The following is a 23,315-nucleotide window of genomic DNA, read 5'->3' as shown; positions in this document are numbered from 1 at the left end:
CAGGGAACAGAGACGCCCTGACCTCCCGTTTCGCACCGCGCGGTTCAGAGCGGGAAAGTGGACGACGCGCGCGCGACGGACGAAAAGGAGGAGGGGCCTGGGGAGTCTTTCGACCACCACCCGGGCCCCTCCCCCTTCGTCCTCAGTCCTTTTCCTCGAAATACTCGAAGCGGAAGGTGCCGATCTCCACGGTGTCGCCCTCACGCGCCCCGACCCGCTTGAGCGCGTTGTAGAGCCCCTGCCGCTTGAAGAGGCCCGACAGGTACTCGGCGGCGTCCTCCAGGTGTCGGGCGAAGCGCACGATCCGCTCCTCGAAGCCCCCGCCGCGCACCTCCCACACGCGCTCGGGCTCCCCGCCGGGCTTCTCGGGCGCGTCCTCGCGGAAGGTGACCGTGAGGGGTTCTTCCCGCACCTCCTCCGCCTCGACCTCCAGCGCGTGCGTCTGCGCCCACAGCTCGCGGTCGGGGAGAAGCTGGAAAAGAGCTTCGCGCAACCCGTCCAGGCCCAGGCCCTCCTTCGCGCTCACCCGGAAGACGGGCAGGCCGAAGCCCGCCAGCTCGTCCTCCGCGAAGGCGGCGAGGTCGGCGTCCACGAGCTCGACCTTGTTCAGCGCCACGCACGCCACGTTCTCCAGGAGAGAGGGGTCGTACGCCTGCAACTCGGCCTGAAGCTGGCGCATCTCGCTGACCGGGTCGCGCGTCACGTCGAGGACGTACACGAGCAGGCGGGTGCGGCTGATGTGCCGCAGGAACTCCAGCCCCAGCCCCTTGCCCTCGGAGGCCCCCTCGATGATGCCGGGGATGTCCGCCATCGTGAGCCGTTCCTCCCCGCCCTGACGCTCGACGACGCCCAGGATGGGGGAGAGGGTGGTGAAGGGGTAGTCGGCGATGGCCGGGTTCGCCCGGGAGAGGGCCGCCAGCAGGCTGCTCTTGCCCGCGTTGGGGTAGCCGACGAGGCCCACGTCCGCGATCAGGCGCAGTTCCAGCCTCACCCGCCGCTTGTCACCCGGCGTGCCGAGTTCGGCGAAGCGCGGCGCCTGCCGGGTGCTCGACACGAAGGTGGAGTTGCCGCGTCCGCCGAAGCCCCCCCGGGCGATCACCTTCTCCTGCCCCACCCGCACGAGGTCGGCGATGACCCGCCCGGTGTCGCTGTCGAAGGCGGTCGTGCCCACGGGCACCTCGATCACCACGTCCTGCCCGTCGGAGCCCTGGCGCAGCCGTCCTTCGCCGTACGCGCCGTTCTCGGCCTTGAACTTGCGCCGCCCGACGAGCCGTTCCAGACTCTCGACGCCCTCGATGGCGCGCAGGACCACGCTGCCGCCGCGCCCGCCGTGGCCGCCGTCGGGGCCGCCCTTTTCCATGTACTTGGCGCGGTGGAAGCTCATGCTCCCGTCGCCGCCCTTCCCGGCCTGGACCTCGATGTCCAGCACGTCTCGAAAAGCCATAGCTTCACCTCTGTTCCTCTTCCGAGCATTCGACGAGAGTGAAGTTGTCACCCTGAGCGCGAGCGTTGGGTCCCCCGCATTCAAGACGAGCTGCTTCGCTCCGCTCAGCATGACAGCCTCACGTCGATGCCCCAGAACTTTCTGCAAAAAAACACGCCCCGCCGCGTGATGGGCAGGGCGTGCCTGAGAGCGCCGTGCTCAGTCGGCGGCGACCGTCGCGCTGGGGGCCTGGACGCTGATGAAGCGCCCCTTCTCGCCGCGGTTGGTGAACACGACCTGCCCGTCCGAGAGGGCGAAGAGGGTGTGGTCACGGCCCATGCCCACGTTCGGCCCGGCCTTGAACTTCGTGCCGCGCTGGCGCACGAGGATGTTGCCCGCGAGGACCTGCTCGCCGCCGAACTTCTTGACGCCCAGGTACTTGGGGTTGCTGTCGCGTCCGTTCTTGGACGAACCCACGCCTTTCTTGTGTGCCATGTCAGTCTCTCCTTAACTCTGAGCGCTCAGCCCTGGATACCCAGAATCCGGATCGCCGTGTAGCCCTGGCGGTGCCCGGTGCGGCGGCGGTACTGGATGCCGCTCTTGTACTTGCGGATGTAGATCTTCTTGCCCCGGCCATGCTCCACGACCTCGGCCTGCACCGTGAAGCGCCCGGCGTCCTGCCCGAACACCGTCTGCTCGCCGCCCACGAAGAGGGGAGTCAGGGTGAGCTGCTCGCCCGCCGCGCCCTGGAGATTCTCGACGCGCAAGACGTCGCCTTCCTGCACGCGGTACTGCTTGCCGCCCGTCTCAATGATCGCAAACATCTTTCCTCCTGCCGCGCCCGCCCGGAAAACGCTGCTCCGGACACGCGCTCATGGGCCTTGAAAACCCGAGTCAGCCCCGCCGCGGGGGCGAGTCACCAGTGGAAAATCCTAGCACACGGCCAGCGGGCAGGCCAAACGCGGACGGCGCCCGAACCGGGAGGGGAGACACCGGCAGCGGGCAAGGGCACCACCCGCCCCACTAGGGGACGTTTTTCTCGGTGATGTGCCGTCCGCTGTCTTCCGCGTGTCCTCGCGGTACACGCCCGCTCACCCGCGGGTGAGCCTTCTTCCCGGTTGACCTCCAGGCGGGGCGAGGGTGCCCCGAACCGGGAAGGAGTCTAGCAGAGGGCGGCGGTCACTCTTCCCACCCGGCTTACCTTACGGGGGAGCTCGACGCCTGTCCGGAGGAAAACGGAGGGCCCCGCCTGGGACGCTCCGCTCACGTTCTGCTCCCGCCGGAACCCCCACCTGCCCCGCACCGTATCTGTCCCCGTGACCTCTCGACTTCGGCTGTTCTGGCGGGACGCGCTGGCGCTGCTGTTCGCGGTGGGAGACCGCCGGACGCCGGGACGGGCGCGGCTGGCGGCCCTCCTCGCCCTCGCCTACGCGCTGAGCCCGGTGGACCTGATCCCCGATCTGACGCCGATCCTGGGGGTGGGAGACGATCTCGTCGTGGTGCCGACGATTCTGGCGCTGGCGGCGCGCGGCCTTCCTGCCCCCGTGTTGACGGACGCCCGGCGGCGGAGCATGACGCTCCAAAGGAGGCTGCCGTGGCTGCTGCCGCTGCTCGGCGTCGGGCTGCTCGCTGGGATGGGGCTGCTCGGCTGGGCCCTGCTGCGCGGCTTGAACGGTTAACACCCCCTTCACCGCCGCGCCTACACTGACGCCCATGCGTCTGCTGCTCGTCGAGGACGACCCCCGCATCGCCGAGCCCACGCTGGGGGCCCTGCGCGAGTCGGGCTACACGGTCACCTGGGCCCAGACGGGGACCGAGGGCCTGGAGGCCGCCCTGCTCGGCGACTTTGGGCTGATCGTGCTCGACGTGATGCTGCCGGGCATGGACGGCTTCGCGGTGGCGCGGGAGCTCCGCGCGGCGGAGGTGGACGCGCCCATCCTCTTCCTGACGGCGCGGGGCGAACTCGCCGACCGGGTGCAGGGCCTCGACCTGGGGGGAGACGCCTACCTCGTCAAGCCCTTCGCGGTGCCCGAACTCCTCGCCACCCTGCGGGCCCTGTCGCGCCGCGAGCGGGGGCAGGGAGCGCCGCGCGTGTCGTTCGCGGACGGTCACGGCACCCTCGACACGGTGGCGCGCACCGTGACCTGGGACGGGACGGAAGTCGCCGTGACGGGCCGCGAGTACGCCCTGATCGAGACGCTGGCCCTCTCGCCCGAACGCTGGTTCACCCGCGAGGAACTGCTCGACCGGGTGTGGGGCCCCGAGTTCGGCGGCGAGGCGCGCATCGTGGACGTCTACGTGCGCTACCTGCGCCGCAAACTCGCGCCGGGGGCGGTGACGAGCGAGCGGGGCCGCGGCTACCGGGTGGAGCGGTGAGATGGTGTTGGAAACGGAGCGGTTGATCCTGCGGCGCTTCACGGAGGCCGACGAGAACCTGCTGTGGAACCTCGACCGCGACCCCGCCGTCATGCGCTTCCTGACCGGCGGACGGCCCACCCCGCGCGAGGTCGTCCGGGAGGAGGTGCTGCCCGGGATTCTGGCGGAGTACGGGCGCTGGGAGACCTATGGCCGCTGGGCCGCCGAGGAGCGCGCGACCGGGGCGTTCCTGGGCTGGTTCGCCCTGCGACCCGTCGCGGAGCAGCCCGCTTCGGTCGAACTCGGCTACCGGCTGAAGCGGTCGGCCTGGGGACGGGGCTACGGGGCGGAGGGGGCACGCGCCCTGGTGTGCCGGGCCTTCGCCCAACCCGAGGTCGAGCGCGTCGTCGCCTTCACGATGACCGTCAACCTGGCCTCCCGGCGAGTGATGGAGAAGGTCGGGCTGCGGTACGTGCGGACTTTCTTCGTGGACTGGCCGGAGGTCATCGAGGGCTCGGAGGCGGGCGACGTCGAGTACGCCCTGACGCGGGCGGAGTGGAAAGAGGGGCGGGCCGGACGTGTCCTTTAACCCGCACCTGACCCTGCGCGCCCGGCTCGCGCTGTGGGCGGCGCTGGCGACGGGGCTGGCGGTGGCCCTCGTCGCGGCGGGGCTGTTTTTCACGGTGAACAATTTTCTCTTCGCGGCGCAGCGCGACCGCCTGACCGGGGCGGTGGCGACCGTGCAGGCGCGGGTGGAATCGGCGTTGGGGCGCGGCGAGGACCTCTTCGGGGCGCTGCTCGGCGAGACGCTGGGCCCGGCGGACCTGGAGGGCATCCTCGACGCCGACCCCCAGACCCGCAGCCTCGACGCGCGCCTGGTGACGGTGGGCCGGGGAGAGGTGCGGGCGGTGGCGACCCGGCGTTTTCCACAGGGAATTCCCCTCAACCAGCGCCCCGGCACCTACCGGGCAGGGGACCGACTGATCGCTGTGCGGATCGTAGCGGGGGGCCGCGCCGCCCTGACCGTGGTGAGCGACGCGCGGGCGCTCGGGGAGGCGAGGACGGCCTTCGCGCGGGCGCTGTGGATTCTCGTGCCGCTCGCCCTGGGGCTGTCCCTGCTCGTGGGCTGGACGGTCGCCGGGCGGCTCCTCGCTCCCGTGCGGGCATTGGAGGGCGCGGCGCGCGAGATCGGGGCGGGGGGGGACCTGCGGCGGCCCGTGCCGGGAGCGGGGCCGGGCGACGAACTCTCGCGGCTGGCGCTGACCCTCCAGGGGACCTTCCATCGCCTCGCCGACGCCCGTGAGCGCGAGCAGGACTTCGTGCGGGCGGCGGCCCACGACCTGCGCAGCCCCCTCGCCGCCCTGACCGCCCGGGTGGACGCCACCCTCGCCCGCGACCGTGACCCCGGGCGCTACCGCTCGGAACTCCGCGAGATCGGCACCGACCTCACCCGCCTCGCCACCCTCGCCGACCACCTCCTGCTCCTCGCCCGTGACCCCTCGGCGATGGGGCGGGAGAACGTGCCCCTGCGCGACCTCGCCGCGGGCGCCGTGGACCGGGCCCGCGAACTCGACCCCGAGGCGGACGTGGACCTCGTGGCCCCGCAGCCTGTGACCGTGGCGGGCGACCGGGTGCTGCTCGGGCAGGCGATCTGGAACCTGACCGTGAACGCCGTGCGGCACGCGCCGGGGGCGACGGTGACGGTGACCGTGGCGGACGGCTCCGGCGGGGCCACCGTGGAGGTGCGCGACGACGGCCCCGGCGTTCCCCCCGACGTGCTCGCGCGGCTCGGCGAGCCCTTCTACCGTCCGGACGCGAGCCGCAGCGCGGGCGGGCACGGCCTGGGCCTCGCACTCGTGCGGCGGGCGGCGGGGTTGCACGGCGGCACGCTGACGCTGGAGAGCGGGCCGGGGAAGGGCTTCACGGCCACCCTGCGCCTGCCCGCCTCTCCCGCCGCAGGCAGCACGGGGCGAGAGGAGCGGGTGCTACGCTCACAGACATGAGTTCCCGTTCCGCCGGGCCAGAGGTCGCTTCCCCGGTCACCGTCTCCCTCCCACCGTCCGCGCCGCGCTGGAGCGCCGTGGTGCTCGGCGGCGGCGATCCCGGCGACCCCTTCGCGGCGGCCCACGGGGTCGCGGTCAAGGCCCTGATTCCGGTGGGGGGCGAGCCGATGGCCCTGCACGTGCTGCGGGCCCTGCGCGGGAGCGGGCGAGTGTCCCGGGTCGCCTACGTGGGCCCGACCACCCCCGACCTCGACCCCTGGATCGACGAGCGCGTCACCGACCACGGCACCCTCCTGAGCAATCTGGAAGCCGGGGTGGAGGCGCTCTCGGCCCTGGGGCTGAGCCCCGGCGAGCGCGTCCTCGTCGCCACCGCCGACATCCCGCTCCTCACCCCGGAGCAACTCGCGCAGGTGCTCGCGGGGGCGCCGGGGGACGCCGCCCTCGTCTACCCGGTCGTCCGGCGCGAGGACTGCGAGCGGGCCTTTCCCGGGGTGCGCCGCACCTACGCCCGGCTGCGGGGCGGCACCTTCACGGGCGGGAACGTCTTCCTGCTCGACCCCCGGCTCGTCGGCAGGTTCCTCCCCCGGCTGCGCGAGGTGCTCGCCGCCCGCAAGGCCCCCCTTAAACTCGCCCGGCTGATCGGCCCCGGCGTGCTGGTGCGGCTGCTCACGGGCCGCCTCACCGTCCGGGAGCTGGAGACGCGGGTCAGCGCCATCCTCGGCGTGACCGCCCGCGCGCTGATCACCCCGCACGCCGCCATCGGCAACGACGTGGATCAGGAGGCCGACCTGCGGCTGGCCGAGGCCCACCTGCGGGCCGTGCAGGACGGGTCACGGCCCCCGGCGCCGCCCCAATCCCGAGCCTGACGCTCGGGTTTTTTCGCGTCCGGGCGCACAAAAACCCTGACTAGCCCGGTGGAGGAGTGTCCTTGTCAGGCCCCGGGGGCTTGTGCATACTGTCGGCCATGCCTCACGTGATTGTCAGCTCCTGCATCGGCGTCAAGGACCAGGCCTGCACCGAGGTGTGCCCGGTCGAGTGCATCTACGACGGCGGCGACCAGTTCCTCATCCACCCCGACGAGTGCATCGACTGCGGGGCCTGCGTTCCCGCCTGCCCGGTCAGCGCCATCTTCCCCGAGGAGGACGTGCCCGGCGGGGAGACCGAGTTCATCGTCAAGAACCGCGCCTACTTCGGCCTGTAACACAGAGCGCCCCCACCGCCCCGGCCCCGCGCCGGGGTTTTTCGTCGGGCCCCCCCCCGTCTATTCCTGGCGGCTGGGTGCGGTGGCTGGCGACTCCTCCAGCTCAGAGAGGCGGCGCCCCCAACCGGGGGGAAGTCCTCGCTTGCCCCGCCCGACCCCGCCCCGCTAGGATGGCTCCCGCGCGAGCGCGCGCCTTTTCCAGGGAAAGGAGGTGATGACGTGACCACCGTTCATGAGGCCGAGCACGAGCCGCCCAGTCCGCCCCCCACGCCATCCCACCCCGACCGGAGGACGCGCCATGCACCACACTGAACTGCCCGGGGGGCGCCCGTGCTGACGTACTACCGCAGCGTCGGCGGCAAGCTCCAGACCATCGACGGCTACATCGACGGCTGCTGGATCAACGCCACCGCTCCCACCGCCGAGGAACTCGCCCGCGTGAGCCGCGAGACGGGCCTCCCCCTCGACTACCTCAGCTACCCCCTCGATCCCGACGAGAGAAGCCGCTTCGAGCGCGAGGACGGCCAGCTCCTGATCATCATGCAGACGAGCTACCGCCTGGGCGAGGACAGCGACATTCCCTACGACACCGTGCCGCTCGGTATCCTGCACACCGACCACTGCCTCGTTACCGTCTGCGCGCTGGAAAACCCGGTCGTCAAGGACGTGGTGGGCGGCCTCGTGCGGCGGGTGAGCACCGCCAAGAAGAACAGGCTGACCCTGCAACTGTTCCTCCGCAACGCCCAGCGCTTTCTCATCGACGTGCGGCAGATCAACAAGCGGGTGGACACCATCGAGGACCGGATGGAGACCGCCACCCGCAACAAGGAGCTGATGGACCTCCTGAAGCTCGAAAAGAGCCTGGTGTACTTCATCACCGGCCTCAAGGCGAACGAGGCGATGATGGAGCGGGTCAAGCGCGACCGCATCTTCGAGATGTACGAGGAGGATTCGGACCTCCTCGATGACGTGCTCATCGAGAACCTTCAGGCCATCGAGATGGCTTCGATAGCCAGCAACATCCTCACGAGCATGGCGGGTGCGTTCGCCTCGGTCATCAGCAACAACGTCAATCAGGTCGTGAAGGTGCTGACGGTGACGACCATTCTGGTGGCGATCCCCACGCTGGTGACGAGCATCTTCGGCATGAACATCCCGCTGCCCTTCTCCGAGAGCCCCGAGGCCCTGTGGATCGTGCTCGGCATCGCCTCGATGCTGGCGGGGACGCTGGCCTTCCTGTTCTACCGCTGGCGGGTGTTTTGAGGAGGCGCGTGGCGTGTAGCGTGTGGCTTGTAGAGGCCACGGCCCGGGTCCCCGCTTCCGTCCTCTTTTGCCACCTGCCACAAGCGACAAGCCACAGGCCCGAATATGACTGATCCCCGTTCCGGCACCCGCTTCGCCGTCTACCTCTGCCCCCCGGCGGACAGCCCGTATGAACGCCTGGGCAGCGACCTCCTGGGCTTTGACGTGCGGGCGGGGCGGGAGGTACCGCTGCCGGACTTCCTGCGCCCGGAGGATCAGGCGGACGCGGGACCGTACGGCCTGCACCTGACGGTGGTGGAGGGCTTTTTCACCGACCCCGCCCTCTGGCCCGAGATCGAGGCGGAGGTGCGCGCGTGCGTCGCCTGCCTCTCGCCGGATGCGGCCCTCACGCTGACGGGCGGACGGGTGGAAGCCTGGGACGATGGCACGACCTGGGTGCACCGCTTCGACGCGAACCTCCCCCTCGTCGTGCTGCACACCCTGCTCCTGGCGCGGCTCGCCCGCTTCGTGACCGCCTCGCCCTTCGAGCGTCAGGTGGCGGTGGGGAAGTACAACCGGCCCTTCGAGCAGGCGCGGATGCGGCTCCTGCACACACCGCGCGGCCTGGACTCGTGGCGGCCCCACTTCACGCTGGTGCAGCCGTACGGGGGAGGGGACCCGGCGGGACTGCGCGAACGGCTGGAGGCGTTGACCGCGCCCCACCATGCCCAGACCTACCGCTCCGTGTCCCTCTTCGAGAAGCGGGAGGGCGAGGAGAGGTGGCGGGTGCGGGCCGATGTGCTCCCGCCCGGTGAAAGGGAAGCGTGACGGCCCAGGGCCTACACTCGTGGGCGTGACGAGCGACGGGATGCGGGTGGTGGTGGCGACCGGAAACGCGGGCAAGGTGCGCGAGATCGCGGGGGCGCTGGGCGGCCTGAGCTGGCAGTTGGAGGGCCTGAGCGGCCTCCCTCTCCCCGAGGAGACGGGCACGACCTACGAGGAAAATGCCGCCCTCAAGGCGTGCGCGGCAGCCCTGATGCGTAGCGTGCCTGCGCTGGCCGACGACTCGGGGCTGGAGGTCGCGGCCCTCGGCGGCCAGCCCGGCGTCTACAGCGCCCGCTTCGGCAACCGCGACAACGACAACGAGCGCAATCTCTACCTCCTCGAAAAGCTGCGCGGGGTGAAAGACCGCCGCGCGAAGTTCGTCTCCGTGGTGATCCTCGCTTATCCCGACGGCAAGCTGGAGACGTATCGGGGAGAACTGACCGGCACCCTCCTTGAAGGCCCCCGCGGCGAGAGCGGCTTCGGCTACGACCCCCTCTTCGTCCCCGACGGCGAGACCCGCACCCTGGCGGAGATGACCCTGGAGGAGAAGCAGGCGATCAGCCACCGGGGCCGGGCGCTGGCGGCGTTGATGGCGGCGCATGGGGCGGGGGTGGGGTTGTAGGAAAGTGTGCTTTTAGCCCCTCCCCCTTGACTCGTAGAGCTGCTTGCAGAGGGGGGAGGTTGAGAGGGGGTGCGCGGGCGGGGCGTCAGGAGGCCAGTAAGAAAGCTTTTGGCCCTCGCTTCCATGGCAAGTTGGTCACCCCCTCACCCCGGCCCTCCGCTTTGCGGCTCTGCGAGTCACCCGCAAGGGGAGAGGGAGAAAGACACCCCCTTCTCCATCCAAGGAAAGAGGCCGGGGCGGTTGGGGTGCCTCGGCCTCCCTCACTTAGCTTCCCTCAACCCTGCGCCGCGTGCTCGCGCACGTCGTTTTTCAGGCGCATCAGGATGGCGCCCATGCCGCGCAGACGCATCGGCGTGATGAGTTCGGACAGGCCCATGTCCATGTAGAACTGATCCGGGATGTTGAGGATCGTCTCGGGCGACTCGCCTTGCAGCGCCTCGTGCAGGATGCCCGCGTAGCCGCGCACGGTGGGGGCCTCCTCGGGCACCTTGAAATACATGTTCACGCCGCCCTGCTCGGTCTGTTCCGTCACCAGGAAAAAGGGGCTGGCGCACTCGGGGACCGCTTGCAGGAACTCGGGGTGCTCGACGTATTTCTCGGGAAGGGGCGGCAGCTTGCGGCTGTATTCGAGCAGGGCCTGGAGCCGCAGAGGCTTGGGTGCGGACTTGAACAGACTCACGATGCTCTGGAGCCGTTCGGGGAGTGGGGAGGGCTGGGTCATACCGTCAACTGTACCCCCGCCCCCGCAGACGGTATGGTGAGCCCTGTCCAGTTGACCGAAAAGGTCAACGACTTACCCGGCCCGTGAGAATTCCCGAGGTCAAAGGAGGCACAAAGCGATGGATTACGTGAAAGACGTGCTCGTGAGCACCGACTGGGTGGCCCAGAACCTCAACACCCCCGGCATCCGCCTGATCGAGGTGGACGAGGACATCCTGCTCTACGACACCGGCCACATCCCCGGAGCCGTGAAGGTGGACTGGCAGCAGGACTTCTGGGACCCCGTGATGCGCGAGTTCATCGGGCCGGAGGAACTTCAGGCCCTGCTCGGTCGTCTCGGCCTCAACCCGGGCGATCAGATCATCCTCTACGGCGACAAGAGCAACTGGTGGGCCGCCTACGCCTACTGGTTCCTGAGCTACAACGGGGTGCAGAACCTCCGGCTGATGAACGGTGGCCGTCAGAAGTGGGTCGCCGAGGGCCGCGAGCTGACGACCGACGCGCCGAGCTTTGAAGCCACCGAGTACCCCACCCTGCGCCGCGACGAGAGCCTGCGCGCCTACCGCGACGAGGTGAAGGCGCACATCGAGACCGTGCGCAGCGGGCAGGGCGCGATGGTGGACGTCCGCAGCCCCGACGAGTTCTCGGGCAAGGTCACCCACATGCCCAACTATCCGCAGGAGGGCGTGCTGCGCGGCGGCCACATCCCCGGCGCGGCGAACATCCCCTGGGCCCGCGCCACCAACGAGGACGGCACCTTCAAGACGGCGGACGAACTCAAGGCGCTCTACGAGGGTGAGGGCGTCACCCCCGACAAGGACGTGATCGCCTACTGCCGCATCGCCGAGCGGAGCAGCCACTCGTGGTTCGTCCTGCGCGAACTGCTGGGCTACCCCAAGGTCCGCAACTACGACGGAAGCTGGACCGAGTGGGGCAATGCGGTCGGAATGCCCATCGAGAAGACGTACAGCGAGGCGTAAGCCAAAGGGAGGGGCCGGGAACGCGGGCAGGTGGCGTTCCCGGCCTTCCCCTATTTCAGCTCGTCCACCCGCACGAGCGGACCGCCCAGCCCATTCAACTGCTCGGGAAGTGATGCGGTCTTGACCTCCGCCCCCGTGTCCGCGTCGAAGGTCTTGAAGATGGCCGTTCCTTCAGCGGTGTCGAGGTTAAGCAGCGTGACCGTGCTGCGCGCCGTGCCCGGATGCCCCACGTAATCCCGCCCACCGATGCCCCCGCTGGCGAGGATGTTCAGCCCGCCGAGCCGCCCTGGGTAGAAGGCCGCGTGGTGCCCGCTGACGTAGGCGAGGACCCGGCCCTCCTCCATGACCTTTCGGAGCGGGAGGGGATCGCGGATGACCTCGCCCGGCTTGTTCTTTCCCCCGCTCACGCCCGCGAGGGGGAGGTGGCCCAGCACGAGCCGGATGCCCGCCCGCCGCGCCTCCGGGGTGGCGAGTTGCCGGACCAGCCATAAGCGCTGATCCGCCCCCACGTTCGGCCCGCTGGCGTCCAGGACGGCCACGAACAGCCTGCCGTTGCCGAAGGTGAAGGTGTACCGGAAGGGGAAGTGCGCCCGCTCTACGTAGTCCAACTTCGGCGCGTGTCCCCGCCAGTAATCGGCGGCCAACTTCCGGTCCCGCTGGAGAGAGGCGTCGTGGTTCCCGAGGGTGAAGGCAAAGGGGATGCCCGCTTCACCGAGCGGCGCGCGCACGTCCCGGTCGAAGGCCGCCCACATCGCCCGCACCCGCGCGTCGGTCAGCGAAACCTTCTGCCCGGCAATCAGGTCCCCCGCCGAGAGCATGAGGTCCGGTCTCCACTCGCGCACGATGCGGTCCACACTGCGTCTCAAGGCCGCCGGGTATGTGGTGCTGCCGTAGGAGCCGTTGAAGTCGCTGAGGATCACGATGCGGAGGGGAGAGGCCGGGGCAGGCGCGGCGCCGACGAGCAGCGGGACGAGGAGAAGGGGCAGGAGGTGGCGCATCTCCTTCACTCCATCACGAAACCTTGGGCGAAGGGTCAAGCTCCCCTGACACGTGGGGCGCAGGCTGGGGCATGACGCAAGACGACGATCAGAACACGCTCCCCGTCAACCCGACCCTGGCCGTCCGCCTGAGCGTGTCCGACACGGATTCCCCCGCCGAACAGGGGGACGCGCCCGTCGACTTCGCCGCCCGCCCGGCTTCCGGCGTGCCTCTTCCCTCCGGCGAGGGGTTGAGCGCGAATCAGGTGACCGCCCTGCTCGGGGACGTGGAGGAGACGAGAACCGACACCAACGTTGCCCTCGACCGCGCCGAGGGCCTGAACCCCGACACCGAAAGCTGAGCCCGCCGTCAGTCCCCGCCCGGCACCCGCACCGAGTCCACCTGCACGCCGTGGCGCAACAGCACAGTCTTGAGGCGCTGCATGGCCTCGACGGCCCGCGTGCGTTCGTCGGGGCGGAAGACCAGCGTGAGGCGGGCGGGGCTGCCGGGGCGCGGTTCCTGGGCCTGAATCTGGAGCGGGCGGCGGAAAGCGTCGTCCCGCATCACGTCGCGCAGGATGCGGGCGAAGGTGATCTCGTCCACCCCGTCGAGCGTGAAGGCGATCCCCTGCGGGGCGTCGGGTGGGGCGTCGGTCATGGCGGCAGGGTAGTACAGAGCCCCTTCCCGGTCCGGGACGAGGCCTCCTTTCGCTCCCTTGAGCCTCCCCTCCTACAATGCCCGCATGACCTGGCAGGACGAGCCGAACTCCTTGCGCCTCAACGGCGCGGACCTGTACTTCGAGGTGACCGGCCCGGAAGACCCGCCCCCCGACGAACCGACCATCGTCTTCCTGCACGGCGGGCCCGGCTACAACGCCTACGCCTTCCGCACCCTCTTCGGCGAGCGGCTCGAAGACCGCCGCGTCGTCTACCTCGACCAGCGCGGCTCGGGGCGCAGCGGCGCTCTGGCGGACACCGACCAGGGCGGAGACACCCTCGACCTCGACACGTTGGTGGCCGACGTGGAGGCGGTGCGGGAGTACCTGGGGGCCGAGAGAATCGTGCCGCTCGGGCACGGCTTCGGGGCCCTCGTCGCGCTGGAGTACGCCCGGCGCTGGCCGACCCGCACGGCGCGGGTGGTCGTCGTCAATCCCTGGGTGCATTTCCCCGAACTCGCCCTGACGCTCCTGAGCGAGGCGAGCGCCCTACGCGGCGTGCCCCTCGATGACCCGGCGGGGGAGGTACGCGCCCGCACGCCGGAAGGGCAGTATGCCCCGGTGGGAGAGGCGCGGGTGGAGGCGGCCTTCCGTCTTCTCAACGCCCGCGACCTCCTCAACCGGCTGCAATTCCGCGACTCGGCCAGCCGGATGCGCCAGGAGTTCGCCGACGCCGAGGGGCAGCTCGTGGGCGGAGGCGAGGTGCAGGAGGCCCTCGTCAACCAGGGCCTGTGGGAGTTCGAGTACCCGCCTTTCCTGCAAGAGCTGCGCCGCCCGGTCTTCGTGATCGCCGGGGTCCACGACCGCACGAGCTATCCCGAGCAGGTCCAGTGGCTCGCCGACCTCGCGGACGCCGACGTAACGGTCCTCGACGCCGGGCATTACCCCTGGCTCGACGACGAGGACGCCTTCGCCGAGGCGCTGGAGGAGGCGTTGACGCGCTGAGGCTGGGGCGCGACGGCACCCGTGCCTGCGCCTGCCGTACGCTGGGGAGCATGACCCAGACTCAGGGCGGCGCGCACGGCGAGGGGACGCAGGGCGAGGTCGTCATCAGCGGCGTGGACACCGGGCCGGGGGAGGGCGAGCGCGAGAACCTGACGCCGACGGAGGATCACGCCCGCTTCCAGCCCGCCCCCGATCCCTACAAGGAGCCCGAGGACGAGGACGGCTGAGGGCGCCGGGACCAAGAAAAAACCGCCCGGCGGGGGCGGTGGCACTTCAGCGGGGTGAACGAGGGGCTTTCACCCAGTCAGAGGTTGTTAGTGACCCCTGTGGACCTGCTCCCATAAGAACCGGAAGACATTCCAGAGGAGGGACGCGAGGCCGATCCACTCCTTCCACGCCTGGGGGCGCTTCTGTCGTTTCTTAGCCTTGCGTTTCTTCTGGGCGTGCGTTCTGGTAGACTTAGGTTGCGCCATAAGTACACCGGGCCGGACATACCCTCTGAACCAGGGCGTCCGGCCTCCTCTTGGTAGGTACTGGCTTTCCTTGTGAGAGGTGAGGTCGTGGGCTGACGTGTCGCCCCGGTCGTTTCCCGCGCTGTCATGCTTCCCGCCCGTCACCGGACTCCCCGAGTGTAGCGGACAGGCGCGGTAGACTGCTGGACGTTACGCGCCCCCACCGTCTTGGGAGAGCGCGTTTCCCGTGAGGGACACAGCAAGGAGACACTGAACATGGCCGGTCACAGCAAGTGGGCACAGATCAAGCGCAAGAAGGGCGCGAACGACAAGAAGCGCAGCGCGATGTATTCCAAGCACATCCGCGCGATCCAGGCGGCGGTACGGTCGGGCGGCAGCGGCGACCCGGCGGCCAACCTCAGCCTCAAGAACGCCATCGCGGCGGCGAAGGCGGATACCGTGCCCGCCGACAACATCGAGAACGCGATCAAGCGCGCGGCGGGTGCGGCGGAAGGCGCGGCGGAGTACAAGGAGGTCACCTACGAGGGCTACGGCCCCGGCGGCACGGCGATCTTCATCGAGACGCTGACCGACAATGTGAACCGCACCGTCGCCGACATCCGTGCGGTCTTCAACAAGCGCGGCGGCTCCTTGGGCACGAGCGGCTCAGTCGCGTGGCAGTTCGAGAAAAAAGGCGTGATCCTCCTGCCCGACGCCTCCGAGGCCGCCCAGGAGGCCGCCATCGAGAACGGCGCCGAGGACCTCCAGGAGTCCGAGGACGGGCTGGAGATCAGCACCGCGCCGAACGACCTCTATGCCGTGCAGGACGCCCTGGCGGCGGCGGGCTTCCGGGCCGAGAGCGGCGTGGTCACCATGATCCCCACCAACACGGTCGCGGTCAGCGAGGGCGACGTGCGCAAGCTCATGACCCTGATCGACTCGCTCGAAGACCTCGACGACGTGCAGAACGTGTACTCGAACGCCGAATTGCCGGAGGGCGTGGAGGCTTAAGGGAAGAGGCGGATGGCAGAAGGCCGGGAGAGCTTCAGCATTCCCGGCCTTCTGCCATCCGCCTCCTACAGCACCAGCGCCCGCGCGTTCCCCCCGAGCCGATCCCAGAGGGTGAAGGCCGCCCGCGCCCCGGGCCGGATGATCCCCTCGTCGTCCCACCCGGCGGCGAGGGCCGGGCCGCGCGTGTGGGCCCACAACACGTCCATCTCCGTCAGCGCCTCGTGCGGGGCGAGGGGGTGGCCCTCGTCGTCGCGGCGGGTGATGGCGGCGGCGAAGTTGGCGCGGTACTCGGGCGGCGCGACCGGAGCGTCCGACCCGAAGGCGAGGATGGCCCCGGCCTCCCGCAGGCTGCGGAAGGGGTAGCTCGTCCCCGTGAGGTGCGGCAGCAGGGTTCGAATGAGGGGCCCGTCCGCGTGCAGGTGGATAGGCTGCACCCCCGCCGCGATGCCCCGGAAGCGGGGAATGTCCTCGGGCCGCAGGTGCTGGGCGTGCTCGATCCGCAGGGGGATGTTCTTCCGGGCCGCGAGGTCTCGCAAGGTGTCGTAGGCGTCCAGCACCTCCGTATTCGCCCGGTCGCCGATGGCGTGGGTGACGGGGGCGAGGCCCAGCCGCAGCGCCTCGGTTCCCAGCTCGCGGATGAGGTCCGGCGAGTCGAGGGGAATGCCCGTGCCGCTCCGGTCCGCGAAGCCGGGGGCGTGCAGCCACGCGGTGCGGCTGCCGAGCGCCCCGTCCGCGAAGAACTTGACCCCGCCCCACTGGAAGAGACCGCCGGGCCCTTCCCTGGGAACACTGTGACCCACCCCGAGGTCCCGCGCGAGATGCAGCCGCTCGTGGGGAAGGGAAGCCCAGACCCGCAGCGGCAGTTCCCCCCGCGCGGCGAGCGTTTGCAGGGCGCGGGGTGCCTCCGGCGCCTCGAAGGCCATCGTGTGGGCGCTGACGTACCCGCGTGAGGCGAGGTCGTCCACCCCCGCCTTCGCCGCCCGCAGGTACTCCGCCTCGCTGGGGGTGGGCATGGCGTGCGCGACGAGTTCGGTCGCGCCCTCCAGCAGGGTGCCGAGGGGCCGCACGATCACCCCGCCCTCCGGGTCCGGCGTCGTCTCGGAGATGCCCGCCAGCCGCAGTGCGAGCGAGTTCGCCCAGGCGAGGTGCAGGTCACGCGAGTACAGCAAGACGGGGTGGTGGGGGCTCACCTCGTCGAGGGCCCGCACCGTGGGGTACTCGCCCAGGCCCAGGTCGGACAGCAGGAAGCCGCCGCCGCGAATCCACGTCCCGGCGGGCGTGTTCAGCACCCGTTGCAGCACCCGGGCCTGCACCTCCGACACGCTCCTCGCCCCGTGGAGCCCCAGTTCGGAGAGCGAGAAGCCGTAGGAGACGAGGTGGATGTGCGCGTCGCTCAAACCCGGCGTCAGGATCAGGTCGCGGTGGTCGAGCACCCGGGCGCGCGGGGCGAGGGCCGAAACCTCCTCCCGCGTGCCCACCGCGAGGACCCGACTGCCGCCGACCAGGATCGCCTCGACCTGCGGCTGAGTCTCGTCGAGGGTCAGTGTTCGGACGTGAATGATCGTCAGGTCGGGGGCGGGACGTTCGCTCATGTCCCCAGCCTAGACGAGTCGGGCGGCGAGGCAAAGATCCGCTCAAAAATGACGGGTTTTCCACCCACAATTCTCACGGAATGACTAGACTGTCTTTCATGCCGCGCATCCTCGTGGTGGATGACGACGCCGCCATCCTCAAACTCATCAGCGTGATTCTCACCCGTGCGGGGCACGAAGTCCGCACCAGCCGCCACCCTGTCGAGGCCCTCGACCTGCTGAAGGTCTTCACCCCCGAACTCGTCATCAGCGACGTGGTGATGCCGTACATGACCGGCCTGGAGTTCCTGGAGCAGGTGCGCGCCCACGCCCAACTGAACGCCCTGCCCTTTGTGCTGCTCTCCAGCCACGCCGAGCGCGGTGACGTCAGACGGGGCATGAACCTCGGCGCCGACGACTACCTGCCCAAGCCCTTCACCCCGCAGGACCTGACGACCGCCGTGGACGCCCGGTTGCGCCGCGCGGGCCTGAGCCTGCAAAGCGAGAGCGCGATGGAGGCCAAGGGGCTCGGCACCGCGCAGGTCGTGTGGCAGGGTGCCGCCGTCTCCTGGGTGTCGCGCAAGGCGCTCGAACTCTTCTTCTACCTGCTGGAGCACAAGGAGGTCACGTCCTGGGAGGCCGCCGAGGCGCTGTGGCCCGAGAAGGACGAGGCGCGGGCGAGCAGCCTCTTCCACACCACCCTGCACCGGTTGCGCCGCAGCCTGAGCAACGAGGCGGTGGTGAGCACCAACCGCCGCTACGCCCTCGCCGCCGACCTCAGCCCCACCTACGACGTGTCGCGTTTCGAGCTCCTCGCCGCGCAGGCCGAGCAGGGCGCCCTGGGGCTGGAGGAACTGCGCGAACTCGTCGGCATGTACGGCAACTTCCTCCCCGGCGCCGACAGCCCCTGGGTGGACGACGTGCGCGCCCGGCTGGAGCAAAAGCAGTTCAGCGTCCTCGGCCTCGCCGCGAAGGCCGCCGCCGCCGCCGGACGCGCCAAGGACGCCGCGCAGTTCCACCAACGCGCGCTCGCCATCGACCCCATGAGCGAGCCCGACTGGCAGGGGTTGACCCAGGCGCTGAGCACCATCGGCGACCCGCGCTCCCGCCTCGCCGCGCAGAGGGAGGCGTGGTGGGCGGTCGATCTGGACTGACGGCGGGGACAAACGGCGGGCGGGTCTGGTCTCGTGACCGGCCCGCCCCCTCATGTTGGGCCCGGCTGTTTCGATGCCCCAATCCGGTTTGGCGGCTCTCTCACCCCATCTCGGGGACCCGACCTCAGACTGCCTCCCATGAAGCATCTTCTTTTCCCCAGCAAAGAAGCGGCAGACGCCTTCGTCGCCGATCTCCGCGCGCAGGGGCTCATCCAGCCCGAGGTCGGCCAGGTCACGGTGGGTCGCCGGGGGGCCGATGCCGCGCGTCAGCCGGAGACAACCTCCACGACCCCTGCGGCAACGGGCGAGGTGAGCACTGCCCACGAGGCCGGGATAGGGGCCCTGGCGGGCGCGGGCCTGGGCGCGGCGACCGGGGCGGTGGCCGGGGTGGTCGGGTCGGTGGCGGCGGTGGCGACGGGCGGCCTGGCCCTGCCCATCATCCTGGGGATGGCGGCGGTCGGCACCGGCTTCGGCGCGGTGGCGGGGGCCGTGGCGGGCCGGGGGACGGCGGAGGGCACCGAGGGGGTCGGCGACACGACCGGCTCCTATGACGTGAGCGGCGAGCAGCACGACCGCCTCAGCAGCGGCCTGTCGGGTGGTGGCCGCGCCGTCGCCGTCGAGGATTCGGTTCCGGCGGACGCGGTGGCGGCGGCGGCAACTCGGCATGGGGGCCAGTTCGTCTGAGGGGCGGTTTTTAAGTGGGGGCGGAGCTTGCGGCTTCGCCTCCTTTCGTTGGAATCCGGGGGCCCTTGCTGGGATGAACGGGGAAGGCACATCGGCCATCCGGCGCACCCCCAAGCGTGTTCGTGGCGGATTCGCTCCCCACCCCCGCCGATATACTCTCCGCCATGACCGCGCCCCTCACCACCTTTGAAATTCGGGAGAAGTACCTGCAATTTTTCCAGAGCAAGGGGCACCTGCGCCTGCCCAGCCACTCGCTGATCGCCCCCGACCCCACCACCCTCTTCACCGTGGCGGGGATGCAGCCCTTCAAGCCGCAGTTCATGGGCGCCCCGGCCAAGTTCCCGGGCTACGGCGAGAGCAGGCGGGTCACGACCGCGCAGAAGTGCATCCGGGTGGGCGACATTGAGAACGTGGGGCGCACGCGGCGGCACCTCAGCCTGTTCGAGATGATGGGGAACTTCTCCTTCGGGGACTACTTCAAACGCGAGGCGATCCTCTGGGCGTGGGAGTTCCTGACGGGCCCCGAGTGGATGGGCATGGATGCGTCCCGCATGTACGTCACCATCTACGAGGACGACGACGAGGCGTTCGGGTACTGGACGCAGGAAGTCGGCCTGCCCGAGAGCCACATCCACCGTTTTGGCGCCGACGAGAACTTCTGGCCCGCCGACGCGCCCCTCAAGGGACCCAACGGGCCGTGCGGGCCGTGCTCGGAGATTTACTACGACCGCGGCCCCGCGTACGGCGACGACACCTGGCCCGACTACGCCCAGACCCGCGAGAGCGCCCGCTTTCTGGAGGTCTGGAACCTCGTCTTCCCGCAGTACGACCGCCAGGACCCCCGGCCCGACGGCACGCCCGTCCTCACCGACCTGCCCTTCAAGAACATCGACACCGGCATGGGTCTGGAGCGCGTGGCAAGCGTCGTGCAGGACGTGCCCGACTTCTATTCCAACGACGTGTTCCGGCCCATCGTGGAGCGGGTGGCCGAACTCAGCGGCAAGCCCTACGAGGGCGAGGTCAGCGTGTCCCACCGCGTCGTCGCCGAGCACATCCGCAGCGTGAGCATGACGGTGGCGGACGGGGTGGCGCTGAGCAACACCAGGCGTGGGTACGTCATCCGCAAGATTCTGCGCCGCGCGAGCCGCCACGCCTACCTCCTCGGCCTGCGCGAGCCGACGCTCTACCAGCTCGTGCCCCTCGTCGTGCGGGGGATGGGCGGCGCGTATCCCGAACTCGTGCAGGAGGAGGCGCGGGTGACGGCGGCGATCCGGGCGGAGGAGGAGCGGTTCCTCAAGACGCTGGAAAGCGGGATGGGTCGCCTTCAACTTTCACTCGCGAGACTTGGTCGCATATACACCAAAGAACAGACGAACGAGGGAATTGTCTATAAGATTAACCCAGAGCATCGTCAGTACCATGATTGGGTTTACACGAAGTTTGGGCGAGAGATTTACGACCGCGCTGACGTGATGAGCCCAGACGGAATGATGACTATTGGAAGGGCTACCTTCCCTGCACATATCCCCCAACATACCGACTTCCAGCCAAAAGACCTTGTCCTCTCCGGCGAGGAAGCCTTCGTCCTCTACGACACCTACGGCTTCCCCCTCGACCTGACCAAGGAGATCGCCGAGGAGTACGGCGTCAGCGTGGACGAGGCCGGGTACGCCGAGAGCCTGGAAAAGGCGCAGGAACTCGCGCGGGCCGGGAGCAAGTACGGCAAATCCGAGCTGTTCGGTGGCGGGCAGGAGGTGCTGGAGGGACTACCCCCCACCCAGTTCGTCGGCTACGACGATCTCGATACTAACGGCGAAGTGCTTGCCCTCGTCGGCGCCGGAGAACGCTTCGACCACCTAGAGGCGGGCAGCGAGGCGACCGTCGTGCTCTCGCGCACGCCCTTCTACGCAGAGGGCGGCGGTGAGGTCGGCGACACGGGTGTGCTGGAGTGGGAGGGGGGCCGGGCCGCCGTGCGCGACACCCGCAAGACGCCGGGCGGCGTGTTCCTCCACGACGTGCTGGTGGAGGAGGGGACCCTGACCCCCGGCCTGACGGTGCGCGCCCTCGTCGCCCCCGAGCGGCAGGCCATCCAGCGGCACCACACGGCCACCCACCTCCTGCACGCGGCCCTGCGCGCGGTGCTGGGTTCGGGCGTCCGGCAGGCGGGCTCCCTCGTCGCCCCGGACCGATTGCGCTTCGACTTCTCCCACGGCTCGGCCCTCAGCGCGGACGAGATCGCGGCGGTCGAGCGGCTGGTGAACCGTTGGGTGACGGCCAACTTCCCGGTGACGTGGCGGGAAATGCCCATCGAGGAGGCGAAGGCGGCGGGGGCCACGGCCCTCTTCGGCGAGAAGTACGGCGACCGGGTGCGGGTGGTGAGCGTCGAGGGCGGCGTGCCCTTCGAGGGGCGGACGGTGACGAGCAAGGAGCTGTGCGGCGGCGCGCACGTGGCCCGCACCGGGGACATCGGCGCCCTCGTGATCGTGTCCGACGAGAACGTGGCGGCGGGCGTGCGCCGCGTGGAGGCGCTGGCGGGCGAGGCGGCGAGCACCTGGGTCCGCGAACGGCTGAACACGGCGGGCCGGGTGGCCGGTCTGCTGAACACCAACCTCGATGGGCTGGAGGGGCGCATCTCCGGCTTGCAGGCCGCGCTCAAAGCCGCCGGGCAGGAAGCGGCCCAGGCCCGCCGCCAGCTTGCCGAGGCGCAGATGGGCGGGGGCAGCGGCGCGGGCTCCCAGGTGCGCGAGCTGGGCGGCTTCAAGGTTGCGGCGCTGCGGCTCTCCGGCATCGAGGGGAACGAATTGCGCGGTGCCGCCGACAAGCTCCTCGACGGGAGCGGGGCCGACCTCGCCGTGATCGCCAGCGACCGGGGACTCGTGGTCAAGGCGACGAAGGACGCGGTGGGGCGGGGGGCGCACGCGGGGCACCTCGTGGGCAAGCTGGCCGCCGCCGCCGGGGGCAAGGGCGGGGGCAGGCCCGACATGGCCCAGGCGGGGATTCAGAACCCCGAAGCGGCGCTGGGGGCGCTGGAGACGGCGTTCTAGCCCGTTGAACACAGGAACGGAGGCCGGGGCAGAGGCTCCGGCCTCTGACTTTCGCCGGGCGACGTGGCAGAGAAGCAGATCGTCATCTTCCACACCATCCCGCTCACCCCAACCCCAGCTCCACGCGTTCGGCCCGCGTCATGCCGCGCACGACGAGCGCGTGGCTGGCCGCCAGCAGTTCCCGCAGCAGAGCGTCGGGCACGGTGCCGTCGAGGGTGACCGTGATCCAGTGGCGTTTGTTGAGGTGGTAGCCGGGCTGAACGGCGGCGTACTCGGCGCGCAACGCCTCGCCACCTTCGGGAGTCACTTTCACGGACAGGCTCGGCGGATCGGCCTGAATGTCGGTCAGGGCGTACATCCGGCCAGCCACCTTGAACACTAGGGTCGTTTCGCCAAAGGGGAAGGTCTCCCGCGAGTGGGGGAGGGTCGCCGCCTCCGCTCGCACCTCGCCGATAGAGCGCATGGGGAGAGCATAGCCGGTTGCGGGAGGCCGGGCCCAGGGTCCGTGAGCCACCCGAGTGCGGGAATATTTGCAGCCTCACCCGGAAAAGTGTCGTGCCCACCGGCCTTTTTCAATGCCTCGGTGTTAAGAGAGCATAAACTGAGGTAATTCCCGCAGGCCTTCCCCCGGCCCCTACGATGGCGGGAAACAGGCTCATCGCCGGGAGAAGCACACCTCATGGACCAACGCATCCTGCTGATCGAAGACAACCCCGATATCACCCGCGTCGTCCAGTACGAGCTGGAGCAGGCCGGGTACAAGGTGCTGACGGCCCCCGACGGGGTGACGGGCCTGACGAGCGCCCGCGAGAACAGTCCCGAACTCGTCATCCTCGACCTCGGCCTGCCCGACTTCGACGGGGCCGAGATCGCCCGGAGACTTCGCAAGACGAGCAGCGTGCCCATCATCATCCTGACCGCGATGGACGCCGTGGACCGCAAGGTCAACCTCCTGGAGGCGGGCGCCGACGACTACATGACCAAACCCTTCCACCCGGAGGAACTCGTCGCCCGGGTCAAGGTGCAGCTTCGCCACCAGCAGCACGGGGAAGTGATCTCCATCGGGGCGCTCGAAATCCACCCGCAAAAGCGGCTGTGCCACTACAACGGGCACGAGGTCCGGCTTTCTCCCAAGGAGTTCGATCTGCTGACCTTCCTCGCCCGGCAGCCGGGCCGCGTGTACTCGCGCGCCGAGATCGAGCGCGAGGTGTGGAACGGCGAGCTGCCCAGCAACTCCAACGTCGTGGACGTGCATATGGCGAACATGCGCGCCAAGCTGCGCGACCTCGACGGGTACGGGATCATCCGCACGGTGCGGGGAATCGGGTACGCGCTGAAGACGCCGTAGGGAGCGGTCAGCTTTCCGCCGTCAGCGATCAGCAGGAGCGCC

Annotated in this window: 26 protein-coding genes; 18 read left to right on the top strand and 8 right to left on the bottom strand. The window is 69.9% G+C overall.

Annotation, left to right across the window (positions count from 1 at the left end; translation table 11 throughout):
• Positions 1-142: 142 nt before the first annotated feature.
• From obgE to rplU, 3 genes are all read right to left on the bottom strand, one after another.
• Entirely contained in the window at positions 143-1,444 is a 1,302-nt protein-coding gene (gene obgE / locus A7B18_RS15670; RefSeq protein WP_102127639.1) for a GTPase ObgE, read from the bottom strand.
• A gap of 198 nt (positions 1,445-1,642) precedes the next feature.
• A complete protein-coding gene (rpmA, locus tag A7B18_RS15665) occupies positions 1,643-1,918 on the bottom strand; it encodes a 50S ribosomal protein L27 (RefSeq protein WP_102127638.1) in 276 nt (91 codons plus the stop codon).
• A 26-nt stretch (positions 1,919-1,944) separates the two neighbouring features.
• Entirely contained in the window at positions 1,945-2,247 is a 303-nt protein-coding gene (rplU, locus tag A7B18_RS15660) for a 50S ribosomal protein L21 (protein WP_102127637.1), read from the bottom strand.
• 492 nt (positions 2,248-2,739) lie between these two features.
• Here rplU and A7B18_RS15655 point away from each other — a divergent pair, with 492 nt between their 5' ends.
• The 9 genes from A7B18_RS15655 to rdgB all read left to right on the top strand — a co-directional run bounded on the left by A7B18_RS15655 (position 2,740) and on the right by rdgB (position 9,671).
• Positions 2,740-3,102: a YkvA family protein gene (locus A7B18_RS15655; protein ID WP_102127636.1), complete on the top strand. Its 363-nt coding sequence runs from the start codon at positions 2,740-2,742 to the stop codon at positions 3,100-3,102.
• A 34-nt stretch (positions 3,103-3,136) separates the two neighbouring features.
• Complete coding sequence (locus A7B18_RS15650) at positions 3,137-3,799, top strand: response regulator transcription factor (RefSeq protein ID WP_102127635.1); 663 nt, start codon at positions 3,137-3,139, stop codon at positions 3,797-3,799.
• 1 nt (position 3,800) lies between these two features.
• Positions 3,801-4,367 (top strand): GNAT family N-acetyltransferase, encoded by a 567-nt coding sequence (locus A7B18_RS15645; protein ID WP_102127634.1) that lies wholly within the window; start codon positions 3,801-3,803, stop codon positions 4,365-4,367.
• Positions 4,357-5,781 (top strand): sensor histidine kinase, encoded by a 1,425-nt coding sequence (locus A7B18_RS15640; RefSeq protein ID WP_102127633.1) that lies wholly within the window; start codon positions 4,357-4,359, stop codon positions 5,779-5,781. Before A7B18_RS15645 ends, A7B18_RS15640 begins: the two co-directional genes overlap by 11 nt.
• A complete protein-coding gene (mobA, locus tag A7B18_RS15635) occupies positions 5,778-6,647 on the top strand; it encodes a molybdenum cofactor guanylyltransferase (protein ID WP_102127632.1) in 870 nt (289 codons plus the stop codon). Before A7B18_RS15640 ends, mobA begins: the two co-directional genes overlap by 4 nt.
• A gap of 98 nt (positions 6,648-6,745) precedes the next feature.
• A complete protein-coding gene (locus A7B18_RS15630) occupies positions 6,746-6,982 on the top strand; it encodes a ferredoxin (RefSeq protein WP_102127631.1) in 237 nt (78 codons plus the stop codon).
• A 330-nt stretch (positions 6,983-7,312) separates the two neighbouring features.
• A complete protein-coding gene (locus A7B18_RS15625) occupies positions 7,313-8,245 on the top strand; it encodes a magnesium transporter CorA family protein (protein WP_102127630.1) in 933 nt (310 codons plus the stop codon).
• Between the two features lie 105 nt (positions 8,246-8,350).
• Entirely contained in the window at positions 8,351-9,052 is a 702-nt protein-coding gene (locus tag A7B18_RS15620; protein WP_102127629.1) for a hypothetical protein, read from the top strand.
• A gap of 40 nt (positions 9,053-9,092) precedes the next feature.
• On the top strand, positions 9,093-9,671 hold the full coding sequence (gene rdgB / locus A7B18_RS15615) for an RdgB/HAM1 family non-canonical purine NTP pyrophosphatase (RefSeq protein ID WP_102127649.1): 579 nt from the start codon (positions 9,093-9,095) through the stop codon (positions 9,669-9,671).
• Between the two features lie 274 nt (positions 9,672-9,945).
• On the opposite strand, the gene A7B18_RS15610 is transcribed toward rdgB, so the two are convergent.
• Entirely contained in the window at positions 9,946-10,392 is a 447-nt protein-coding gene (locus A7B18_RS15610) for a SufE family protein (RefSeq protein WP_102127628.1), read from the bottom strand.
• A gap of 118 nt (positions 10,393-10,510) precedes the next feature.
• Here A7B18_RS15610 and A7B18_RS15605 point away from each other — a divergent pair, with 118 nt between their 5' ends.
• On the top strand, positions 10,511-11,371 hold the full coding sequence (locus A7B18_RS15605; RefSeq protein WP_102127627.1) for a sulfurtransferase: 861 nt from the start codon (positions 10,511-10,513) through the stop codon (positions 11,369-11,371).
• Positions 11,372-11,421: 50 nt separating this feature from the next.
• Here A7B18_RS15605 and A7B18_RS15600 read toward each other — a convergent pair whose 3' ends face one another.
• Positions 11,422-12,369, bottom strand: a complete 948-nt coding sequence (locus tag A7B18_RS15600; RefSeq protein ID WP_102127648.1) for a metallophosphoesterase family protein — start codon at positions 12,367-12,369, stop codon at positions 11,422-11,424.
• Positions 12,370-12,440: 71 nt separating this feature from the next.
• On the opposite strand from A7B18_RS15600, the gene A7B18_RS15595 reads away from it, so the two are divergent.
• Entirely contained in the window at positions 12,441-12,710 is a 270-nt protein-coding gene (locus A7B18_RS15595) for a hypothetical protein (protein WP_102127626.1), read from the top strand.
• A gap of 8 nt (positions 12,711-12,718) precedes the next feature.
• Here A7B18_RS15595 and A7B18_RS15590 read toward each other — a convergent pair whose 3' ends face one another.
• Positions 12,719-13,006: a hypothetical protein gene (locus A7B18_RS15590; RefSeq protein WP_102127625.1), complete on the bottom strand. Its 288-nt coding sequence runs from the start codon at positions 13,004-13,006 to the stop codon at positions 12,719-12,721.
• Between the two features lie 85 nt (positions 13,007-13,091).
• Here A7B18_RS15590 and A7B18_RS15585 point away from each other — a divergent pair, with 85 nt between their 5' ends.
• The 3 genes from A7B18_RS15585 (at position 13,092) to A7B18_RS15580 (ending at position 15,472) form a co-directional block, all read left to right on the top strand.
• Positions 13,092-14,009: an alpha/beta fold hydrolase gene (locus A7B18_RS15585; RefSeq protein WP_102127624.1), complete on the top strand. Its 918-nt coding sequence runs from the start codon at positions 13,092-13,094 to the stop codon at positions 14,007-14,009.
• A 50-nt stretch (positions 14,010-14,059) separates the two neighbouring features.
• On the top strand, positions 14,060-14,236 hold the full coding sequence (locus tag A7B18_RS22050; RefSeq protein WP_180970190.1) for a hypothetical protein: 177 nt from the start codon (positions 14,060-14,062) through the stop codon (positions 14,234-14,236).
• A gap of 501 nt (positions 14,237-14,737) precedes the next feature.
• Complete coding sequence (locus A7B18_RS15580; RefSeq protein ID WP_102127623.1) at positions 14,738-15,472, top strand: YebC/PmpR family DNA-binding transcriptional regulator; 735 nt, start codon at positions 14,738-14,740, stop codon at positions 15,470-15,472.
• Positions 15,473-15,537: 65 nt separating this feature from the next.
• Here the strand turns inward: A7B18_RS15580 and A7B18_RS15575 are convergent, their stop codons facing one another.
• A complete protein-coding gene (locus tag A7B18_RS15575) occupies positions 15,538-17,064 on the bottom strand; it encodes an amidohydrolase (RefSeq protein WP_102127622.1) in 1,527 nt (508 codons plus the stop codon).
• Between the two features lie 98 nt (positions 17,065-17,162).
• On the opposite strand from A7B18_RS15575, the gene A7B18_RS15570 reads away from it, so the two are divergent.
• From A7B18_RS15570 to alaS, 3 genes are all read left to right on the top strand, one after another.
• Positions 17,163-18,197, top strand: a complete 1,035-nt coding sequence (locus A7B18_RS15570; protein ID WP_102127621.1) for an AfsR/SARP family transcriptional regulator — start codon at positions 17,163-17,165, stop codon at positions 18,195-18,197.
• A gap of 138 nt (positions 18,198-18,335) precedes the next feature.
• Positions 18,336-18,881, top strand: a complete 546-nt coding sequence (locus A7B18_RS15565; protein WP_102127620.1) for a hypothetical protein — start codon at positions 18,336-18,338, stop codon at positions 18,879-18,881.
• Between the two features lie 164 nt (positions 18,882-19,045).
• Positions 19,046-21,925, top strand: a complete 2,880-nt coding sequence (gene alaS, locus A7B18_RS15560; RefSeq protein ID WP_102127619.1) for an alanine--tRNA ligase — start codon at positions 19,046-19,048, stop codon at positions 21,923-21,925.
• Between the two features lie 103 nt (positions 21,926-22,028).
• On the opposite strand, the gene A7B18_RS15555 is transcribed toward alaS, so the two are convergent.
• Positions 22,029-22,388: an MmcQ/YjbR family DNA-binding protein gene (locus A7B18_RS15555; RefSeq protein ID WP_102127618.1), complete on the bottom strand. Its 360-nt coding sequence runs from the start codon at positions 22,386-22,388 to the stop codon at positions 22,029-22,031.
• A gap of 216 nt (positions 22,389-22,604) precedes the next feature.
• Here A7B18_RS15555 and A7B18_RS15550 point away from each other — a divergent pair, with 216 nt between their 5' ends.
• A complete protein-coding gene (locus A7B18_RS15550) occupies positions 22,605-23,273 on the top strand; it encodes a response regulator transcription factor (protein WP_102127617.1) in 669 nt (222 codons plus the stop codon).
• Positions 23,274-23,315: the final 42 nt, after the last annotated feature.

The sequence above is a fragment of the Deinococcus planocerae genome (assembly GCF_002869765.1).
In the GTDB taxonomy this organism is placed as follows: domain Bacteria; phylum Deinococcota; class Deinococci; order Deinococcales; family Deinococcaceae; genus Deinococcus; species Deinococcus planocerae.
Note: the sequence above shows the minus strand (reverse complement) of the source record. Positions and strands in the feature narration are given on the sequence as shown.

Coding starts and splice junctions, on each gene's coding strand:
- obgE (WP_102127639.1), bottom strand. CDS start 1,444: ATGGCTTTTCGAGACGTGCTGGACATCGAGGTCCAGGCCGGGAAGGGC.
- rpmA (WP_102127638.1), bottom strand. CDS start 1,918: ATGGCACACAAGAAAGGCGTGGGTTCGTCCAAGAACGGACGCGACAGC.
- rplU (WP_102127637.1), bottom strand. CDS start 2,247: ATGTTTGCGATCATTGAGACGGGCGGCAAGCAGTACCGCGTGCAGGAA.
- A7B18_RS15650 (WP_102127635.1), top strand. CDS start 3,137: ATGCGTCTGCTGCTCGTCGAGGACGACCCCCGCATCGCCGAGCCCACG.
- A7B18_RS15645 (WP_102127634.1), top strand. CDS start 3,801: ATGGTGTTGGAAACGGAGCGGTTGATCCTGCGGCGCTTCACGGAGGCC.
- mobA (WP_102127632.1), top strand. CDS start 5,778: ATGAGTTCCCGTTCCGCCGGGCCAGAGGTCGCTTCCCCGGTCACCGTC.
- A7B18_RS15630 (WP_102127631.1), top strand. CDS start 6,746: ATGCCTCACGTGATTGTCAGCTCCTGCATCGGCGTCAAGGACCAGGCC.
- A7B18_RS15620 (WP_102127629.1), top strand. CDS start 8,351: ATGACTGATCCCCGTTCCGGCACCCGCTTCGCCGTCTACCTCTGCCCC.
- rdgB (WP_102127649.1), top strand. CDS start 9,093: ATGCGGGTGGTGGTGGCGACCGGAAACGCGGGCAAGGTGCGCGAGATC.
- A7B18_RS15610 (WP_102127628.1), bottom strand. CDS start 10,392: ATGACCCAGCCCTCCCCACTCCCCGAACGGCTCCAGAGCATCGTGAGT.
- A7B18_RS15605 (WP_102127627.1), top strand. CDS start 10,511: ATGGATTACGTGAAAGACGTGCTCGTGAGCACCGACTGGGTGGCCCAG.
- A7B18_RS15600 (WP_102127648.1), bottom strand. CDS start 12,369: ATGCGCCACCTCCTGCCCCTTCTCCTCGTCCCGCTGCTCGTCGGCGCC.
- A7B18_RS15595 (WP_102127626.1), top strand. CDS start 12,441: ATGACGCAAGACGACGATCAGAACACGCTCCCCGTCAACCCGACCCTG.
- A7B18_RS15590 (WP_102127625.1), bottom strand. CDS start 13,006: ATGACCGACGCCCCACCCGACGCCCCGCAGGGGATCGCCTTCACGCTC.
- A7B18_RS15585 (WP_102127624.1), top strand. CDS start 13,092: ATGACCTGGCAGGACGAGCCGAACTCCTTGCGCCTCAACGGCGCGGAC.
- A7B18_RS22050 (WP_180970190.1), top strand. CDS start 14,060: ATGACCCAGACTCAGGGCGGCGCGCACGGCGAGGGGACGCAGGGCGAG.
- A7B18_RS15580 (WP_102127623.1), top strand. CDS start 14,738: ATGGCCGGTCACAGCAAGTGGGCACAGATCAAGCGCAAGAAGGGCGCG.
- A7B18_RS15575 (WP_102127622.1), bottom strand. CDS start 17,064: ATGAGCGAACGTCCCGCCCCCGACCTGACGATCATTCACGTCCGAACA.
- A7B18_RS15570 (WP_102127621.1), top strand. CDS start 17,163: ATGCCGCGCATCCTCGTGGTGGATGACGACGCCGCCATCCTCAAACTC.
- A7B18_RS15565 (WP_102127620.1), top strand. CDS start 18,336: ATGAAGCATCTTCTTTTCCCCAGCAAAGAAGCGGCAGACGCCTTCGTC.
- alaS (WP_102127619.1), top strand. CDS start 19,046: ATGACCGCGCCCCTCACCACCTTTGAAATTCGGGAGAAGTACCTGCAA.
- A7B18_RS15555 (WP_102127618.1), bottom strand. CDS start 22,388: ATGCGCTCTATCGGCGAGGTGCGAGCGGAGGCGGCGACCCTCCCCCAC.
- A7B18_RS15550 (WP_102127617.1), top strand. CDS start 22,605: ATGGACCAACGCATCCTGCTGATCGAAGACAACCCCGATATCACCCGC.